This is a genomic window from Glutamicibacter sp. AGC46 (assembly GCF_053543715.1).
Window position 1 is genome coordinate 188323 of record NZ_JBLVOJ010000007.1, and the last position, 18552, is coordinate 206874.

An 18552-nucleotide genomic window follows, 5' to 3' on the forward strand; every position below is an offset into this window, starting at 1 on the left:
AAAGGATCCGGGCCATCGGCGCGATTACTGCGTGCTTAGTGCGTGCGGGAAGCTTAGAAGCCGCCCATTCCGCCCATGCCACCCATGTCATCGCCACCGGCTGGGGCAGCGCCAGCAGGAGCTGGCTTTTCTGCGACAACAGCTTCGGTGGTCAGGAACAGGCCAGCGATCGATGCCGCGTTCTGCAGTGCCGAACGGGTCACCTTCACTGGGTCGTTGACACCAGCTTCGAGCAGGTTCACGTATTCGCCGGTTGCAGCGTTCAGGCCGTGGCCTGCTGGCAGGCCCTTGACCTTGTCAGCGACAACGCCTGGCTCCATGCCAGCGTTCAGGGCAATCTGCTTCAGCGGGGCTTCGATGCCAACGCGAACGATGTTCGCACCGGTAGCTTCGTCGCCTTCCAGAACCAGCTTCTCGAATGCTGCAGCGCCAGCCTGGATCAGTGCAACGCCACCACCGGCGACGATGCCTTCTTCAACAGCTGCCTTGGCGTTGCGCACGGCATCTTCGATGCGGTGCTTGCGCTCCTTGAGCTCTACCTCGGTAGCAGCGCCGGCCTTCAGCACAGCGACACCGCCGGAGAGCTTTGCGTGGCGCTCCTGCAGCTTCTCGCGGTCGTAGTCCGAGTCGGTGTTCTTGATCTCGGCTGCGATCTGGGCCTTGCGTCCCTCGATGGCGTCGGCTTCGCCGCCACCTTCAACGATGGTGGTCTCGTCCTTGGTGATAACGACCTTGCGGGCGGTACCGAGGACTTCCAGGCCTACGTTGTCCAGGGACAGGCCGATTTCCTCGGAAACAACCTGGCCGCCGGTGAGGATAGCGATGTCGGTCAGCATGGCCTTGCGACGGTCGCCGAAGCCCGGAGCCTTGACAGCAACGGACTTGAACAGGCCGCGGATCTTGTTCAGGATCAGGGTAGCCAGGGCTTCGCCCTCGACATCTTCGGCGATGATCAGCAGCGACTTGTTCGACTGCATGACCTTCTCCAGCAAGGTCACCATGTCCTTGACCGAGGAGATCTTCGAGTTCACGATGAGGACGTAAGGGTCCTCGAGAACGGTTTCCTGGCGCTCAGCGTCGGTGACGAAGTAAGCGGAGATGTAGCCCTTGTCGAAGCGCATGCCCTCTGCCAGCTCCAGCTCCAGGCCGAAGGTGTTGGATTCTTCAACGGTGATAACGCCCTGCTCGCCGACCTTGTCGAGAGCTTCAGCGATCAGTGCGCCGATTTCCGGATCGCCAGCAGAGATCGAAGCGGTAGCAGCGATCTGCTCCTTGGATTCGACCTTCTTCGCAGCGGCGAACAGTTCAGCGGTAACAGCTTCTACGGCCTTGTCGATACCGCGGCGCAGTGCGATTGGGTCAGCACCTGCTGCAACGTTGCGCAGGCCTTCCTTGACCAGTGCCTGTGCCAGCACGGTTGCGGTGGTGGTACCGTCGCCAGCGACGTCGTCGGTCTTCTTGGCAACTTCCTTGACCAGCTCTGCGCCGATCTTCTCGTAAGGCTCTTCGAGGTCGATTTCCTTAGCGATGGACACGCCGTCGTTGGTGATAGTAGGAGCGCCCCACTTCTTTTCCAGAACAACGTTGCGGCCGCGTGGGCCCAGGGTGACCTTCACCGCGTCAGCAAGGGTGTTCAGGCCGCGCTCAAGTCCGCGGCGTGCTTCCTCGTCAAATGCAATCATCTTAGCCATTGTGGCGTACGGTCCTTTCGGGACGATTTTGCGAAAATGCAACCGACAGACAGCGCCCGCGACGGACGAGTGGACCGGTGCGGCATCGGGCCAGCAACCGTTTCAGCTCTCGCTATCTGAGGTATTTTCCACGCCCACGCCCTGCGTCCGCTGTCCGGTGCTTCATGAAGTTCTTGGAGAACGCAAAAGCCGACCGGCGTTAGCAGTCGCAACGCATGAGTGCTAATACAAATATTGGCACTCTCGCATGGCGAGTGCAAGCCGATCGGCTCTGAGCGAATGGAATTATGAACGAATTATTCGTTTAGCCCCAGGGTGTCATCGGAGCCCAGAACCACGGTGACCCGGTTCGGAATGTTGCTGGTCTGCAGAACTTCGTCGATATTCAGGATTTCTGCAGCTTTTTCAGCGGTAGTCCGGTAGGACTCGGACATGTAATAAACCGTGGAGACTTCTGCGGGCCTGGTCCAGTTGTCGGCCACAATGCTGGTGAACCCGGCTTCGGCCATGGCGTCTTCGCCTTCATTAGCCAGACCGGCAACACTTGCCGCGTTGTACACGCCAATCAGCTGGCCGTAGAGCACGTCTTCGTCATCGATGGTGCTCGTTGGCGATGCGGATTCACTAGGTGTGGGTTCCACGGAAGGCTCAGCGGTGACTTCCTGGGTTTGCGAGGTGTCGCTTCCCGTGGAAGTCGCGAGGGTCTCCTTGAGCTGAGGGCCGAAGATGAAGGACAAGGCACCGATCACCAGCACGAGTACAGCGGTCAGCACTACCCAGCGCAATTTCCCACCGGTTGACTTCGACGCGGCGGACTGCGCCCATCCGTGGGCGTGGTGCGAACCCACACGGGTGCTGAACTCCGGAACGCGATCAAATTCGTCACGCGGGTAGTTGGTCATTCTTGTCCTTGCTCGAGGTCTGATTGGTCACGGCAGGCAGGGTTATCGTCCCGTGCCGACCTTACCGCCCACGCGACGTTTTGTGGAACGTGCTCTGCGCAGGCGCTTGACCAACATCGGGTCGTAGGCCAGTGCCGCGTCGGTTTCAATCAGCTGGTTCAGCAGCTGGTAGTAATTCGTCGGCGACATCGAAAACTGCTTGGTAATGGCTTGTTCCTTGGCCCCGGCATACTTCCACCACAACTTTTCCAGGTTGAGGATCTGTTGCGAACGCTCGTCCAATTCCGAATCCGGGTTCATGACGAAATCCACCAGCAATTCATTCTCAGCCATACGTTCTCACCTCTGTCCTTGGACCAGTTTTCTCGGGTTTCGGTTATGCATGTAATCCACCATCGGTAGACATACCACCGATATTCTAACCAATCTGCTTGCCTAACACCGTGTGGCCGAGCACAGGCACGCCAGAAAAACGGCACAATTACCCCTATGGACGATTTGCAGCCAGCACTTTTCGATGCACCCCAGCCAGCTCGGACACCAGTGTACGAAGCGGCGGATTTCCCGTTTTACCATGGCGCCCAATCCATGGCCGACCACGGGTTTATCGCTGGAGACTGGGTACCGGCACTCTGCGAGCAGGACTCGTTGCTGCGTTCCCTGGCCACCGATTTGGCGGCCCGTTCGGCGGCCGGTGAACAGATCCTGCCGGCACCGGAGGTGATGTTCCGCGCACTGAGCCTGCCATTGTCCGAAGTCAAGGTCCTAATTATTGGCCAAGACCCATATCCGACACCCGGCCACGCAAATGGTTTGGCCTTCGCGGCCAACAAGCAGGTGCGTCCGCTGCCGCGCTCCTTGGCCAATATCTACAAGGAATTGCAGTCCGATCTGGGGCTGGAGCCGGTTGCGCATCCGGATCTCAGTCCATGGCTCTCAGAAGGCGTCTTGCTGTTGAACCAGGTGCTCTCCGTAGCCGCTGGAAATGCCGGCTCGCATCAGAAGCTGGGTTGGGCGCCAATTCTGCATGCCATCCTCACTGCGCTCAATGACCGTCCGCGGCCTCCGGCGGCTTTGCTCTGGGGCAAGCATGCGCAGAAACTCTCCGAGTCCCTGTCCAACGCCGTGCAGCTGCAAAGCGCCCATCCCTCGCCGCTCTCAGCCTCGCGCGGGTTCTTCGGCTCCAAGCCCTTCTCAAGCATCAATCGGCTCCTGTCCGACCGCGGACAGAAGCCGATTGACTGGTCGTTGCCGAAAGCTTAGCGCCGGCGGATCCGCCGGCGCTCACGCCGGGCGCTGGAGGTCAATGGACGGCACAGCGTATCGCCGAAGACGACGCCGCCAGCGATGGAGAGCATGATCGCCATGGCGTTGAACATCTCCACCAGTCCCGTGGCGGTGTCATTGACGTTGATGACGATGCCGTACATCGCGCGGAAGATCATCAGGCCCGGAAGCAGGAACATGACCGCAGGAGCCGCTAGCACCAGCTGCGGGGAGCCGAGTTTGTCGGCCGCCAGCCGCGCGGCGAAACCGATCACCGTGGCGACCAGCGCCGGGGTAGCCCGGTCTCCGAGTCCTATGCTTTCGGCCAGCAGCTGCACCAGGTAGCCGCCGACCGCAATGCCGGCGGTAGGCAGCAGCAGGCGCAGCGCGCTCTGCTCGGTGACCGCACCGGCGACAATGGCCACGCCCACCAAGACCACCAGCAGCCAGGCCGGATAGTCGGTTTGGACGATCTGGTGAACGTCGACCTTCTCTCCCCCGAGCAGATCAGAGATCACCAGAGCCGTAGCAATTCCGCAGAGGATCGCCCCGTAGATCAGGCTGGCCGAGAACAACCGGCCTACCGCTGTCACCGGGAAGCCGTTGATGGCATCCTGCAATGCCGAAACGAATCTGCCCGACGGAAGCAGCAGCAAGATGCCGCCAGAGACCACCAGCGCCGGATCCAGCGGAGCGTGGAATTGATGCCCCAGCAAGGCAATGCCGGTGACCACCAATGTCGAGGCCGCGATAGTGAAGAACTCGGGCACTCTCCAGCGCGAGCCGTATCGGCCGATCTGCGTCACGAGGCTCGAGGACAGCATCGCCACCAGCGCACCAGCCCACGAGCCGCCAATGAAGAGCACGAACGCGGCCGCGAACACGGCCCGGCCGCAGGCGACGATCCAGCGCGGGAACGGCTTGGGCTGCCGCGTGATGTCCTTCAGCCGCTTCGCTGAAACGGATCGCGATACGCCGCCGGCAATGATATCCGAGACGAGTTCGTGCACCAGCACCATGCCGGCGTAGTTCGAGGTGTAGGAGCGGACCACACGCAGCACCGAGTAGCTTTCGGCGTCCGGCGGGCTGTAGTTCAAATGCAGGGACTGGTTGGTGATGTCCACATCCAAGTGGCTCAAGCCCAGTGCCGCGGTCACCGCGATCACGCTGGTTTCCACTTCCAAGGCGCCTGCGCCGTAGCGGATCAAGGTCTCGCCCAAATCCAGCGCGAACTCCATGGTGCGCCGGTTGGACGCGTCCTGGTCCACATTGACCTTGGGGTTGGCGTAGGGGGTGCCCTGCAGGCGCTCAACGATGTTCAGCGCCTCGGTGGGAGGGGTATCCGAGATCCACATTTTCGCCAGCAGCCGACGGGCCACCGGGTTGGCGCGGGTAGGCATGAGGGTAATGCCCTCATCGGTGGTGTGGACCTGGCCGGTGCGCCACTCGATATCCGAGACATCGGCAGCCGCCACGTTGGCGCTGACCGCCGTATTGAGCGGTAGTTCAGATGCCGTTGCCGGCTCTTCGGCGGGCTCTGCCGGATGGAAGCCCATGTTGATCTCACTAGTGGCAATGCGGGGCAAGACGCCAGCTAGCGGAGCCGGATCCTCGCCTACGGCATTCGACGAGGCGGCCTGTTCCTCGCTAGATCGATGCGCCACGAATCAAGCCCCCTCATCCAAAGTTTTTCCCATGGGATTCACCATACAACCCGTGCATGAAAAGTTGTCGGGAACGTGGCGAATTCGGGAGGTATCGCCGAACACATTTAAGGGTATTTTCGGCCACTGGAATACCGGCGCTCGGCAGTTGGTTGCACCATGCAGAAGTTAGATGTGTTTGCATATAATCCGGAGGATCCAATGAATACGCAGTTCCCATTGCCAGAAATCGGAGCCGAGACCTTCGGCGACATCACCGAGGATGCCCAGGGCAACCCGCTGAGCCATGCCCAGGTGATCCGCAATGTCATCGCCGAGGGGCAGCAGGCCGAAGCCTCGGGTCTTGATTTCTTCGGTGTCGGCGAGCACCACCGCGATGACTATGCCATCTCCTCCCCCGAAATGGTTCTGGCCGCCCTGGCCAGCACTACCCAGCGCATCAAGCTCGGCACCGCGGTGACCGTGCTCTCCAGCGACGACCCGGTGCGCGTCTACGAACGCTTTGCCACCTTGGACGCGATCTCCAACGGGCGAGTGGAGATCATCGCAGGCCGCGGCTCCTTCATCGAATCCTTCCCGCTCTTCGGCCTGGATCTTGAAGACTACGAGGACCTGTTCGAAGAGAAGCTGCATCTGCTGGCCAAGCTCCGCCACGGCACGCCGGTTTCCTGGCAGGGCAAGCACCGCGCCGCCTTGCGCAACCAGCAGATCTACCCGCTGCTGGAAGACCAGCCCTTGACCACCTGGGTGGGTGTGGGTGGCAGCCCGCAGTCGGTCACCCGCGCGGCCCGGCATGGCTTGCCGTTGTGCTTGGCCATTATCGGCGGCCAGCCCTCGGCCTTCGAAGGCTTGGCAACCCTCTACCGCCGTGCGCTGAAGGAGTTCGGCCATGGAGAATTGCCGGTCTCGGCGCACTTCCATGGCTTGGTGGCTTCCACCGACCAGGAGGCCCTGGAAACCCTCTGGCCGCATTACCAGCGCACCATGAATCGGCTGGGCGCCGAACGAGGCTGGCCGCCGGCCAGCAAGATGCGCTTGCAGGCTTCCATGGGGCCCGAGGGAGCCATGATGGCCGGCAGCCCGGAAACTGTGGCACGGAAGATGGCCAAGGTGGCCCAGCAGCTGGGCTTGTCCCGCGTTGACATCAAGTACTCTGCCGGTTCCTTGCCGCACGAGGCGATGATGAACAGCATCAAGTTGCTCGGAGAAGAGGTCAAGCCCATGGTGCACCAGCTGCTTGGCGCCTAGGATCCTGGCTGTCCCGGAAACAGCGAAAGCCACCGCATTGCGGTGGCTTTCGTTCTTGGTGGATCTTACTGGACTCGAACCAGCGACCTTTCGCGTGTGAGGCGAACGCTCTAACCAACTGAGCTAAAGATCCATCTGCGCCCTGACTTGCAAGCCAAGCGCATAAGCAATCCTACCGGGCCGTGGACCTCACTCCAAATCGGCCACCGGTTCCAGCGCCCGGAATCCGTCCCCGGAACACGCCGAAATGCCGCTTCCAGCGCAGGTTCGAACAGTCGCGGTTCAGGCAATGAGTAGAGCAGAAAAACAGCGCCGAATAGTTTATTTGCGATTCACCTAAAAGTACCCATTTCCACTTGTCAAAAAGGGACTTTAGACTCCATAATTTTTCTAGCTCATCGAGCTCAAACTGGACCCTACAAGGAAGTTGCCGGAAGCCGCCGGCATCGGTCCCCTCAAGGCCAACGAAACCGCGCAGTGGATTTTTCCACCGCGCAAAAGCCTCATCTTTCGTTCGTTCTTAGAATTTAGGACCGTACCCAGTGTTTGAAAACCTGAACTTTTCCTTGTCATCCCTATGCGTTCAGCCGGCCCAGCGCGCCGAATTAGCGACCCTTTACCCCCTGGTCGACCAGCGTTGGAACCAGAAGTTCGACCGGCTCTCGCTGCTTGTGACCGTGCGCGACCAGGGCACCTTGGTTGCCGCAGGCCTCGTGCATGATTCCATCATTGCCCCGACTTCTTCGATGAACGCCGTGGAGCTCGGTTGCATGGCCGTGCGCCCGGACTACCGCCGCCTGGGCATCCGCCAGCATGCGACGTCGCTGCGCCTTGCCCACGCGCTGCGTTCGGGCAAAACCCCGATCAGCGTCATCGATTCGCAGAACCCGGCATCCTGGGCCTTCTACGAGCGCTCGGAACTGTGGCAGCGCGAGCGCAGCTTCGAGCACGATGGGCAGCTGAAGTTCATCTACCGGGCCACCGTGGCCGCATGGCAGTGGGCCGCGCAATTGCCGCAGGCCTCCGAGGACCACGTGGCCATCCACCTTCCCGAAATTGCGATGCCAGCCCCGAGCCTCATGGCCGGCCCGGCCCCGGTCCAGGGATTCGCCGCGCAGTTCGGATCCGATGATTCGGCCTCCGCCGTGCCGGTGATGTGACCGCCTAGAACAGGGCGTCCTGCTGTTCGTCCACGGAGCCGTGGCCCGGCAGCGGGGCAACTTCTCCGGCCCGGCGAGCGCGAGCGGCCTCGTGCAGGTCAATCGGGGTGACCTTCAGGACCGCATCGACCATGGCGTTGAGGAACTGCGGCGCGGCAATATCCGCTGGCACCGGAGCGTGGACGCATTTCACTTCGGGATCCTCTGCGCTCTCATCCCAATCCACCAGCAGCAGGCCGGTAGCGGTGTACCCGAAGCCGTCGCCGAAGTCGCGCAGCTTGCGGATCATGTCCACGGTGCGGCGGAAGGCGGCCGGCTCGGATTCCAGGATCGTGGCACGCTGCACGAAGAAGAACCCGACGGCTGCCAGCGGGTAGCGGGCCCGCAGGTTAGCCGCATCCCCATAGGCCTCTTCATAGCGGTTGGCCAGGTTCTTGCCGAAGGATGAGGTCATCGCCTTGGTGCTGAGCAGCAGTTCGGGACCGGTGGACCAATGGGTCATCACCACGTCGGTTTGCTTCATGTAGGCGCGGCCCAGGATGCGCGCGTCGATGCTGCCCGCCTTGCCCGCCATGATGGACTCGTGCACCTCGTCGGCCAGCCGCTCCGGCAGCTTGCGCAGCAGTTCCAGGATGTCGCTGGACAAGACCCGGGGCGCCTCGGGACGCGGCCACACCAGATCCGCATCGAATCCGGCACGGCGCAATTCATGGGCCAGCCATGCGTCCACGCCCTGGGCAAAGCGGCCCGATCGGGTGACCGCCTTGTTGCGGACCGGGATGCTCAGCAGGCGTTCGAGCACCGGGAAGGACGGGTTGAATTCCTCGGTTACCGCGCCGTTGCCCAGCCAGGGCGAATCCTTCGCCGCTGACATCAAGGTGGTATCGAATTCGGCAAAGGCCAAGGTCTTTTCGATCGCAGGATTGGCCACGTTCATCCCCTCACGGCTTTGCTTCTGGCCTTGCGGCGTTCGAGCATATTCATTCGCGCTGTGCGGACCGCCTCCAGCGCATCCGGCTCCAAGCCGAGCAGCTGCTCGAGCACCACGCTGTCCACCAGGTCGGTGGCCTCTTGCTTGCGCCCCTGCACCAGCAGTTCACGCACCGCCGGCTTGATGGCACGCAATTGCCGGGCATAGCGCTGCACCATGCCGATCGCCGGGACCGGCAGCTGGTCGGCTTCACGCGGTTCCAGCTTCAGGATGCCGCCGCCGTAGGAGCGGCCCACCATTTCGGCTCCGAGCATGGTCAGGGTATTGAGCGATGCCACCGGGAGCAGCTCGCGGCCCAGCTCGCGCGCATCGGCGCCGAGGTACACCCCATGGATCGAGTTGATGTGGTGCACCGCGGCCTCGTTGGCGGTCAACCGCGGGGTGTCGGCGTTCATGTAGGTCATGAACAGATCCGGCACCGAGAGCACCGGCACCCGCCACCACGGCGAGCGCACCTTGCACTTGTAGGCCTGGTCGACGTTCTGCAGTTCACCGCTGGCCACAAAGCGCGCACCAGCACCGCTGGGTTCCGCGCCGGGGCGGAACATGTAGGCAGCTGCCCCGTGCTCGGCGAGCTTTTCCCAGCCGTCCTCGCTCAATTCCAGCCCGCGCAGGTGGCGCGAGCCCGGAGGCGAGATCCGGATCAGGTCCTCGCGGGCCAGCCCCAGGTCCTGGATCTGCTGGGCCGAGAGGGTGAACCACTTATTATTGCCGGTGACCGCGCCCAGCGAGGTTTCGCCCCAGGACTGCAGCGGCGCCATCCGGCCGGCGGCCAGTGCCGCCGACAAGATCCCCTGGGCTTCGAGGCCGACCAGGGAACCGGTCCAGCGCTCGTTCATGCGCACCGGGGTGTGGCGGGTGCCTTCGCCCAGGGCTTGCAGATCCAGCGCATTGCGGAATTGGTGCAGGTTGAAGGAACCGCTAGCCCCTTCGCGGAAGCCCTCGGCCAGCAGCAGCACCACTTCTTCCTGCGCGTCGGCGAACAAGCGCTCTTCGAAGACGGCCAGGTGCACGCTGGCGAAGCGTTCAAGCAGCATCTGGCGGACAGGCCCGGCATAGTTCACGAACATCAGCTCTGCCGGAAGCACCAGGGCCAGGCGCCCGCCGATGGCAAGGAAGCTGGTGGCATGCACGACGAAAGCGGCCCAGATGCTGGCAAGTTCATTCAGTTCCACGCCCGAGGCTTTGGCCGCGGCGCGCGAGAGCTGCCGGTCAGCCCCGCGGTGCAGCTGGTAGCGCACGTAGGGAGGGTTGCCGATGACAGCGTCGTACTCGGCGTTGCCGGTGACCTCGAAGAAGTTTGCGTGCTCGATGCGCGCGTCGATCCCGGCGGCGCTCATCCGTTCACGGGCGGCCTGCACCGATGGTTCGTGCAGTTCCAGGCCCACCAGCTCGACCCGCTCTCGGCCATCTGCAAGCACCGGATGGGCAGCGGCAAGGAATTGCGCTTCACCGCAGGAGGGTTCCAGGACCTTGGATCCTTGCTCCCCTAGCGCCCACTGCGCCATGAAGCTGGCGACGGGTTCCGGGGTGAAGTAGGCTCCGCGCGCATGGCGGGCGGTGGCCTGATCTGTCAATTCTCTACTCAACACGCATCGATCTTTCCACGTAGGCCAGACAGTTGGGCTGGACCGGTAGACCGAGTCCGGGCGGCAACTTCTCTATTCTACGTGCGCGGGCATCTGGCTGATTCCTGTTCCTAGTGGTCTGCTTCGGCTTTGCCCTTGTGGCGCAGCTTCTGGATGCCCAGGATGATGACGGTAATCACGGTACCCATGATGAAACCGGCAAGGCAGGAGAAGGCGGTGTTCACCAGCCAGCCCAGCACGGCGCCGGCCTGGCCGGTCGCGTCGTGGACCAGCAGTTCCACGTGGTGCACGAAGCCGTACGGTGCGTGCCAGCCCAGTTCGTCCATGCCGACCAGCAGCAGGTGCCCGCCGACCCAGAGCATCGCGATCACGCCGACCTTGCTCAGGATGGACATCACGATGGGCATCGCCTTGACCAGGCCGCGCCCGATCTTCTGCGTGAGCTGGCGCGGCTTGGCGGCCATGTGCAGTCCGATGTCGTCCATTTTGACGATCAAGCCCACGGCGCCATAGACCACGACGGTCATCAGGATGGCGATCACAATCAGGATCAGCGCGCGATTCAAGAATGGCTCGTGGGACACCTCGTTCAGCGAGATGACCATGATCTCCGCGGAAAGCACGAGGTCTGTGCGCACTGCCGATCCGATGATCGCTTTCTCGTCGCGCACTCCCTCCTTGCCGCCCGGAGTGTGGTGCTTGATCGCGCCCATCGCCTCAAGCAGCTTCTCGGCGCCTTCGAAGACCAGATAGGCGCCACCGATCATCAGGATCGGGGTGAGCGCCCATGGAGCGAACTGCGATAGGATCAGCGCCACCGGAAGGATGAACAGCATCTTGTTCCGGATAGACCCAACGGCGATCTTCCAGATGATTGGAAGCTCGCGCTTGGGCGAGAGCCCGGCCACGTACTGCGGGGTGACTGCCGCATCGTCGATGACGACGCCTAGCGATTTGGTGCTGGCCTTGCCAGCGCCCAGCGCGATGTCATCAAGCGATGCCGCGGTGACTTTCACCAGCGCCGCCACGTCGTCCAATAGTGCTGCAAGGCCTCCGGCCATGGTCGGCTCCTCAAATATAGGTTCTGCGCAAAATTCTACCGGCGGGATCTTTGAGCCTGCCATAGGCGCGACGCTGGCTCGGGCAAGATCTGGGGCTAAAAAAAGAAACCGCGCCACGAAGATTCATGGACACGGTTCCCGTTGCTGGTCCAGGACCAGGTCAGAGCCCCCTACCGGATTCGAACCGGTGACCTTCAGTTTACAAGACAGACGCTCTGGCCAGCTGAGCTAAGGGGGCGTACCGAATAAGAATATCCGAAAACCCTGCGGCACTGCGAATTGGCGATGCTCCGAGTTAAATGCCGATGGGAAGGAAGCCAGCATTGGCTTCCTTCCCATCGGTCGGGGTGCGAGATCAATAAGGATACTACCGGATCCCGAACAATTGTCCAGAGGCTACCGGTTCGACTTACCTGTTGGCAGCGATTGCTTCCTTCACTGCGGTTGGGAAGTCTTCCTTTGCCAGATCGACTACCTTGCCCTGGACGAAGATCGATGGGGTGCCAGCCACGCCATCGTACTGGCCGGCAGTAGTGGTGTACTGGACGAATGGACGGAACTTGTCATCTGCGATGCAGCTTTCAACGGACTGCGCAGCGCCATTCTGGATCGCCAGATCGGCCAGCTCGGCGTTCTTCATCTCGCCCTCTGGGTAGTGGCCCCACAGTGCCTTGACGAAGCCCATGTAGGCTTCTGGGCTTTCGTCGGCGACGCAAGCCAATGCGTTGGCGCCGCGCGAGGAGAAGTTAGTTGCTGAACCACGGTCAAGGTAGCCGACGTTGCGGTATTCAACGGTGACGTCGCCGTTGGCCAGCCATTCCTCGATCTGGTCCCCGTAGGTAGCCTCGAAGTCTGCACAGTGAACGCAGTTGGCGTCAACGTACATGGCGATGTTGATCGGTTCGCCCTTTTCAGCCACCGTCAGGTCGCGTGGGGTAGCAGGCGATGGCGCCTCGGCAGGTGCTTCGAGCGTCTTGATATCCACATTCTCGATGGACTTCTCTGCGACAGTGTCCGGCGAGGTGACCATGATGCCACCGGCTGCGGTAGCGCCCTGCGGCACGGCGCCGGAGTCTGCCACCTTTGCGTTGTTGTTCTGCACGATCAAGGTAACTACCAGTGCGATGACCACAATGACTGCGGCCAATACGCCCAGCTTCACGAAAAGCGACTTGCGCTTCTGAGCGGCATCTTGAGCGGCACGCATCTGCGCCGCCTTCTCTCGGGCACTCGCGGTTCGCTCTGCCTTCGATGGGCGCGGGTTATTTGTAGACATAAATTTGGCGGTTCCTTGGTCAGCGGACAACTATCATCTGGAGTCAAGCTTAGCCAACTCCGAGCGCCAATATCCTTGAAAACTCAAGATTCCCCCACCTTCACAGGACTCACATATCTTTCGCATACAGCACCCAAAGTGCTTCGAAAACCTTAAGTTGAGCGTTAAACCAAGTCATCGGCGGATATCGTTTCTTTGCTGCCGGTTCTTTGCTGACCACGCGGCACATGCGCAGAAGTAGCCCATATGACGGAGAAATCCGTCCCTTCGTTCCCTTAGCAGTCAGTTTTCACTAGGCTAAATAGCAAGAGCGAGGAAATTTGACGAGATGTCATTCACTCAGAACCGACGAATCTGCACCACGCCGGTGAACCAGATTGAACAAACCAGGAGGTTTGCAGTGGGTACCCCAGCGCCGAGTACAAAGACCGAAAATTCCTACGATTTTGTGGTTGTAGCCAACCGCCTTCCGGTGGACCGCATCACCAACCCTGACGGATCGCAAGGATTCCAGCGTTCGCCCGGCGGTCTGGTTACCGCCTTGGAACCGGTCATGGCTGCGTCCGAAGGTGCCTGGGTAGGCTGGCATGGCGGTATCGGCGAGAAGCTGGAGAGCTTCGACAAGGACGACATCCATCTGGTTCCGGTCCCCCTGGATGAGGATGACCTGACCCTCTACTACGAGGGCTTCTCCAACTCGACGCTTTGGCCGCTCTACCACGACGTCATCGTGCCACCGGAGTACCACCGCACCTGGTGGGACCGCTACAAGAGGATCAACCAGCGATTCGCCGATGCCGTACTGGAAATCGCGGCCCCGAACGCTACCGTGTGGGTCCACGACTACCAGCTGCAGCTGGTTCCGCAGATGCTGCGGCTGGCGCGACCCGATCTGAAAATCGGCTTCTTCCTGCACATACCGTTCCCGGCGGCCAGCCTGTTTTCGCAGCTGCCCTGGCGCACCCAGATCTTGCAGGGACTGGTCGGCGCGGACTTGGTCGGGTTCCAGCGCGAAACCGATGCGAGCAATTTCCTGCGCTGCTTGCGCCGGTTCACCGACTACTCCACCAAGGGGGATGTGGCTTCGCCCCCAGCCGGTAACGACATGCAGAATCTCTGCCGTGCCAATGCGCATCCGATTTCCATCGATACCGAGCAAATCGCCAAGCTCGCGCGCGATCCGCAAATCATTGCCCGTGCCGCCCAGATCCGCCATGAGCTGGGCAATCCGAAAACCATCATGCTGGGCGTGGACCGCTTGGACTACACCAAGGGCATTCGCCACCGCCTGAAGGCCTATGGCGAGCTCCTCTCCGACCAGACTCTGCGCGCCGGTGATGTCTGCCTGATCCAGGTAGCCAGCCCCAGCCGGGAAAATGTGGACAGCTACATCGAGCTGCGTGACCAGGTCGAGCTCATGGTCGGGCAGATCACCGGCCAGCATGACACCCTGAGCCACACCACCCTGCGCTACCTGCACCAGTCCTATCCGCTGCGCGAAATGATCGCCATGTATCTGGCAGCCGATGTCCTGCTGGTCACGGCCCTGCGCGATGGGATGAATCTGGTGGCCAAGGAGTTCGTCGCTGCGCACCAGGATGGTCGCGGCGTACTGGTGCTCTCGGAGTACACCGGCGCTGCCGATCAGCTGACCCAGGCTGTCCTGGTCAACCCGCACGACATCGACGGGATGAAGGCCAGGATCGTTGAAGCGGTTCAGATGAATGAGGCAGAGCAGGAACGCCGGATGAAACGCATGAACCGCCACTTGGCACTCAACGACGTCTCGAAGTGGTCCGAGGATTTCCTAGCCGAGCTGGCCGAGATCAACGCGGCCACCTCCGTGCACGAAATCGTTCGCTAGAAGATTCCGACAGGAATCCTGATCTCCGATGAGGAATACCATTGCCTGACCTTGACCCTGCCCTGCAGGCCGCGCTGGCTGAATTTGCTGGCCATCAGCGGGTACTAGTTGCTTTGGACTTTGATGGAACGATGTCCCCGCTGGTTGACCGGCCGCGAGAGGCCCGGCCGCTGGAAGAGTCTGCTGCTGCCTTCGAGCAGCTGGCTTCCAGTCCCGGGGTATACACCGCGGTGGTGTCGGGGCGTAACCTGCAGTCCTTGAGCGAGGTCTATCCTGAGCCTCGTCCAGAGATTCGCATTGGTTCGCACGGTGCCGAGCGCTTGGTTCCGCCACAGCTGGGCGCGATCTGGCACGATGAGCCGCTGACCGCTAGGCAGTCCGAGCTGCTCGGGCAAATTACCCAGCGCCTGGAACGCGTTGCTGCGATGCACGCGAACGCCAGCGTGGAGTACAAACCGTCGGCCACGGTCCTGCACGTCCGCCAGGCAGCACCTGATGTTGCCGCCAAGGCCCTGGCACAGGCGCGGCAGGCGCTAGGTGATTTGGACGGCATCAAACTGCTTGAAGGCAAAGCGGTGCTAGAGGCCACCGTGCATCACGGCGATAAGGGCCAGAGCCTGCAGTGGTTGCGTGAAGTACTCGACGTCCAAGCGGTCCTTTTTGTCGGTGATGACGTGACCGACGAGAACGGATTCAAGGTTCTTGGCGCAGCGGATCTGGGCATCAAGGTGGGACCTGGACCAACTGCGGCCGCGCATAATATCCTTTCGCCAAGTGAATTACCACACCTTTTGAAAAGTCTGATTTCCATGCGACACTGAAGTGTCCCAACTCACTTTCACTACGGATCGTCGGGCACGTACCTGCCCGTGAAAGGATTGTCATCATGGCAACTGTGACCTTTGAAAAGGCCACCCGCATCTACCCGGGCGCACTTGTGCCTTCCGTCGACGCTATCGACTTGGAAATCCAAGATGGAGAATTCCTTGTCCTGGTCGGCCCCTCGGGTTGCGGCAAGTCCACCACCCTGCGCATGCTCGCGGGCTTGGAAGAAGTAAACTCCGGTCGTATTCTCATTGGCGATAAGGATGTGACCAACGTTCCGCCTAAGGACCGCGACATCGCCATGGTATTCCAGAACTACGCGCTGTACCCCCACATGACCGTTGCCGAGAATATGGGCTTTGCCTTGAAGATCGCCGGCGTCGACAAGGAGGAACGCAAGAAGCGCGTGCTGGAAGCAGCCAAGCTTCTCGATCTGGAGAAGTACTTGGACCGCAAGCCCAAGGCCTTGTCTGGCGGCCAGCGTCAGCGTGTGGCCATGGGTCGCGCCATCGTTCGTTCACCCCAGGTGTTCTTGATGGACGAGCCGCTGTCCAACCTCGATGCAAAGCTGCGCGTGCAGACCCGTACCCAGATTGCGTCGCTGACCCGCCGACTCGGTGTCACGACCGTGTACGTGACCCACGACCAGGTGGAAGCCTTGACTATGGGTGACCGCGTTGCCGTACTCAAGGACGGCGAGTTGCAGCAGGTAGGCACTCCTCGTGAGCTCTACGATCGCCCACGCAATGTCTTCGTCGCAGGCTTCATCGGGTCCCCTGCCATGAACCTGGTGCAGTTGCAGTCTGCCAATGGACAGGTTGCTTTCGGTTCAGCTGTTATCGATGCGCCTGGGGCACAGGGTGGAGTCACCTTGGGCTTCCGTCCAGAGGACATCGAGATTGTCGGTGCCGGCGAAGGTGTGGAGATTGTTGTCGACGTTGTTGAAGAGCTCGGCGCAGATGCCTACATCTACGGTTCGGCAGAGCTAGGCGGCGAAACTCAGATAGTCGTGGTTCGTGTTGACGGCCGTACGCCTCCCGCACGTGGACAGCGCATCAATATTGCACCAAATCTGCAGCACGCGCACCTGTTTGATACGGAAAGCGGTCTGCGCTTGGACAACGCCTAATACTGGCTAGCGCCAAAGGCGGCGTGGAAATTGAACTCCAAGCCGCCATTGGCTTTAAGTCCGCTGCACGAGAGTCCGGTTAAACATCGAAGGCCCCGAACAAAAGTGCGGGGCCTTCGGCAAATTATGCCCGGCGATGACCTACTCTCCCACACCCTCCCGAGTGCAGTACCATCGGCGCTGTGGGTCTTAGCTTCCAGGTTCGGTATGGATCTGGGCGTTTCCCCCACGCTATGATCGCCGTAACTCTATACCTCATGGCTAGCCATGGGAAAACTACGGTGTCATTCGCGATTGCGACAACTCCATAACTATATCAAGCACGCAGTGGATGCGCCACTTCAGAACGCGTTACCAATAGTGTCCTTCGCCATACCCGGCTAATTGGGCTAGCTCCAGATATCGTCCCCGCGGAGCGTAGCCTCGGCACCGCCATCGCAGTAAATCGTTTGCCCGGTGACGTGAGTATTTTCTGCACTCGTTAGCCACAGCAGTAGCTTGGCAATTACCACGGCTTCAGAGTGGTAGTTCAATGGCATCGGCACATTCTGGTCAACCATCGATTTGCCTTCTTCTGTCGCCAATAGGTCCCGAGTCATGTTGGTGATCACGGTGCCAGGAGCCACAGCGTTCAATGGGATCCCTGCGCCGGCCCACTTCTCCGAGATGCACTCGCGGCGAACCCAGCGGCTCAGCGCACGCTTGGAGGACGGGTAATTCAGGTAACCGGATCGCGGGCCAGCGGCTTCCAAGGCTGCACCAATGGCCAGGGCTGCTTCCTCGTCGCCTGCAAGCAACGCATCAACGAGTTCAGCGGAATTCTGCTGGATCGAGGCCATCGAGGAAACCACGGCCACGCGTGGTGACTGCGAGAGTCCCAATGCAGGCAGCAGGCCTTCCAGATACCTGGTTACGCCGAAATAGTTTACCGAGACGGTAATCGCCTTAGGAGCCGAGATGCCTGCGGCCGCGATGACCGCGTCAATCTTGCCTTCGGAATGCTCTAGGGTCTGGCTGATGGCGCTTAGCCGGCCCGCCTGCGTCGATAGGTCAGCAGTGACCTCGGCATCGCGTAGATCAACTCCAATGACCTTGTGCCCACGTTCTCGAATCAATTCTGCAGTGGCCGCGCCAATACCGGAAGCAGCGCCAGTAACGACATAAGTTCTCACGTTCGGTTTCCCTCTTTCGCAATTGGAAGACGAGTCGAGTCACCGTCGATGAGTCAGTCGCAGCCTCGCTCATATCCCACACTATGCCCATTTCGAGTGGCCCCTTGAACAATGATGCCTAAGTCAAGTGTTTGGGGTTGCCTTAGTCGCTTAGCAGCTATCGAGGTTAAAGCAGGAGGGGAGGAGGAACCAGGCAGCACCAGCTGCCCAATTCCCCCTCCCCTTCCCGTTAAACAGGTGAGGCCCCGGCACCAAACGGTACCAGGGCCTCAAACCATCTACTCAAGTTAAGTCCGGCGGTGACCTACTCTCCCACACCCTCACGAGTGCAGTACCATCGGCGCAGTGGGCCTTAGCTTCCGGGTTCGGTATGGGACCGGGCGTTTCCCCCACGCTATGACCGCCGTAACAATCACGAAGCACACAAACCAAAACGTTTCCTGGTCAATGTTTTCCGGTGCTACAAAGTCTTGTAACTCATCTTGTATTTGCTGGCTAGAGGTTGTTGTCTCGTAACCGCATAGTGAACGCGAACAGCATTGAAATCATCAGTTCAAATATTGTTTTATTGTGTGTTGAAAGTCATCGGCCTATTAGTACAGGTCAGCTACACAAGTCTTTAGTCCTTGCTTCCACATCCTGCCTATCAACCCAGTGGTCTAGCTGGGGGCCTCTCACACTCAAGGTGCATGGAAATCTCATCTCGAAGCAGGC

15 protein-coding genes, 2 tRNA genes and 3 rRNA genes are annotated in these 18552 nt (G+C 60.7%); 6 read left to right on the top strand and 14 right to left on the bottom strand.

Annotated features, from left to right (window positions below; all coding sequences use genetic code 11):
* Positions 1–53 precede the first annotated feature (53 nt).
* The 3 genes from groL to ACNPM8_RS02690 form a co-directional block, all read right to left on the bottom strand.
* Positions 54–1691, bottom strand: coding sequence for a chaperonin GroEL (gene groL, locus ACNPM8_RS02680; protein WP_402735728.1), 1638 nt, complete (start codon positions 1689–1691; stop codon positions 54–56).
* A 296-nt stretch (positions 1692–1987) separates the two neighbouring features.
* A complete protein-coding gene (locus tag ACNPM8_RS02685) occupies positions 1988–2593 on the bottom strand; it encodes a LytR C-terminal domain-containing protein (protein ID WP_105659121.1) in 606 nt (201 codons plus the stop codon).
* Between the two features lie 42 nt (positions 2594–2635).
* On the bottom strand, positions 2636–2926 hold the full coding sequence (locus ACNPM8_RS02690) for a DUF3263 domain-containing protein (protein WP_105659120.1): 291 nt from the start codon (positions 2924–2926) through the stop codon (positions 2636–2638).
* 156 nt (positions 2927–3082) lie between these two features.
* Between ACNPM8_RS02690 and ACNPM8_RS02695 the strand changes: the two genes are divergently transcribed.
* Positions 3083–3856, top strand: coding sequence for a uracil-DNA glycosylase (locus tag ACNPM8_RS02695; RefSeq protein WP_448939265.1), 774 nt, complete (start codon positions 3083–3085; stop codon positions 3854–3856).
* Here ACNPM8_RS02695 and ACNPM8_RS02700 read toward each other — a convergent pair.
* Complete coding sequence (locus ACNPM8_RS02700; RefSeq protein ID WP_434693601.1) at positions 3853–5523, bottom strand: threonine/serine exporter family protein; 1671 nt, start codon at positions 5521–5523, stop codon at positions 3853–3855. The two genes, ACNPM8_RS02695 and ACNPM8_RS02700, sit on opposite strands and share 4 nt — an antisense overlap.
* Positions 5524–5724: 201 nt before the next feature.
* Between ACNPM8_RS02700 and ACNPM8_RS02705 the strand changes: the two genes are divergently transcribed.
* Positions 5725–6771 (top strand): LLM class flavin-dependent oxidoreductase, encoded by a 1047-nt coding sequence (locus tag ACNPM8_RS02705; protein WP_105661591.1) that lies wholly within the window; start codon positions 5725–5727, stop codon positions 6769–6771.
* 56 nt (positions 6772–6827) lie between these two features.
* Here ACNPM8_RS02705 and ACNPM8_RS02710 read toward each other — a convergent pair.
* Positions 6828–6904 (bottom strand) — tRNA-Val (locus ACNPM8_RS02710).
* A gap of 409 nt (positions 6905–7313) precedes the next feature.
* Here ACNPM8_RS02710 and ACNPM8_RS02715 point away from each other — a divergent pair.
* Positions 7314–7931, top strand: coding sequence for a GNAT family N-acetyltransferase (locus tag ACNPM8_RS02715; protein WP_434693599.1), 618 nt, complete (start codon positions 7314–7316; stop codon positions 7929–7931).
* Positions 7932–7935: 4 nt separating this feature from the next.
* Here ACNPM8_RS02715 and ACNPM8_RS02720 read toward each other — a convergent pair whose 3' ends face one another.
* The 5 genes from ACNPM8_RS02720 to ACNPM8_RS02740 form a co-directional block, all read right to left on the bottom strand.
* On the bottom strand, positions 7936–8868 hold the full coding sequence (locus ACNPM8_RS02720; protein ID WP_105659115.1) for a hypothetical protein: 933 nt from the start codon (positions 8866–8868) through the stop codon (positions 7936–7938).
* Positions 8865–10499, bottom strand: a complete 1635-nt coding sequence (locus tag ACNPM8_RS02725) for an HsdM family class I SAM-dependent methyltransferase (RefSeq protein WP_448939266.1) — start codon at positions 10497–10499, stop codon at positions 8865–8867. The genes ACNPM8_RS02720 and ACNPM8_RS02725 overlap by 4 nt, the downstream gene beginning before the upstream one ends.
* Before the next feature lie 122 nt (positions 10500–10621).
* On the bottom strand, positions 10622–11572 hold the full coding sequence (locus ACNPM8_RS02730) for a DUF808 domain-containing protein (RefSeq protein ID WP_105659113.1): 951 nt from the start codon (positions 11570–11572) through the stop codon (positions 10622–10624).
* Between the two features lie 164 nt (positions 11573–11736).
* A tRNA-Thr gene (locus ACNPM8_RS02735) sits at positions 11737–11810 on the bottom strand.
* A 171-nt stretch (positions 11811–11981) separates the two neighbouring features.
* Positions 11982–12848 (bottom strand): DsbA family protein, encoded by an 867-nt coding sequence (locus tag ACNPM8_RS02740; RefSeq protein ID WP_448939267.1) that lies wholly within the window; start codon positions 12846–12848, stop codon positions 11982–11984.
* 400 nt (positions 12849–13248) lie between these two features.
* On the opposite strand from ACNPM8_RS02740, the gene ACNPM8_RS02745 reads away from it, so the two are divergent.
* From ACNPM8_RS02745 to ACNPM8_RS02755, 3 genes are all read left to right on the top strand, one after another.
* Entirely contained in the window at positions 13249–14712 is a 1464-nt protein-coding gene (locus ACNPM8_RS02745) for an alpha,alpha-trehalose-phosphate synthase (UDP-forming) (protein WP_332498336.1), read from the top strand.
* Between the two features lie 41 nt (positions 14713–14753).
* Positions 14754–15533 carry a trehalose-phosphatase gene (otsB, locus tag ACNPM8_RS02750; RefSeq protein WP_426735516.1) on the top strand — a complete coding sequence of 260 codons (780 nt, stop codon included), beginning with the start codon at positions 14754–14756 and terminating at the stop codon, positions 15531–15533.
* A gap of 65 nt (positions 15534–15598) precedes the next feature.
* Complete coding sequence (locus tag ACNPM8_RS02755) at positions 15599–16666, top strand: ABC transporter ATP-binding protein (RefSeq protein ID WP_105659109.1); 1068 nt, start codon at positions 15599–15601, stop codon at positions 16664–16666.
* A 128-nt stretch (positions 16667–16794) separates the two neighbouring features.
* Here the strand turns inward: ACNPM8_RS02755 and rrf (ACNPM8_RS02760) are convergent.
* From rrf (ACNPM8_RS02760) to ACNPM8_RS02775, 4 genes are all read right to left on the bottom strand, one after another.
* Positions 16795–16911, bottom strand: a 5S ribosomal RNA gene (gene rrf / locus ACNPM8_RS02760).
* Between the two features lie 144 nt (positions 16912–17055).
* The gene (locus tag ACNPM8_RS02765; protein ID WP_133835104.1) at positions 17056–17838 is read right to left on the bottom strand and encodes an SDR family oxidoreductase; all 783 of its coding nucleotides are present in this window, start codon (positions 17836–17838) and stop codon (positions 17056–17058) included.
* Between the two features lie 291 nt (positions 17839–18129).
* A 5S ribosomal RNA gene (gene rrf, locus ACNPM8_RS02770) occupies positions 18130–18246 on the bottom strand.
* A gap of 164 nt (positions 18247–18410) precedes the next feature.
* A 23S ribosomal RNA gene (locus tag ACNPM8_RS02775) occupies positions 18411–18552 on the bottom strand; the annotation flags it as partial.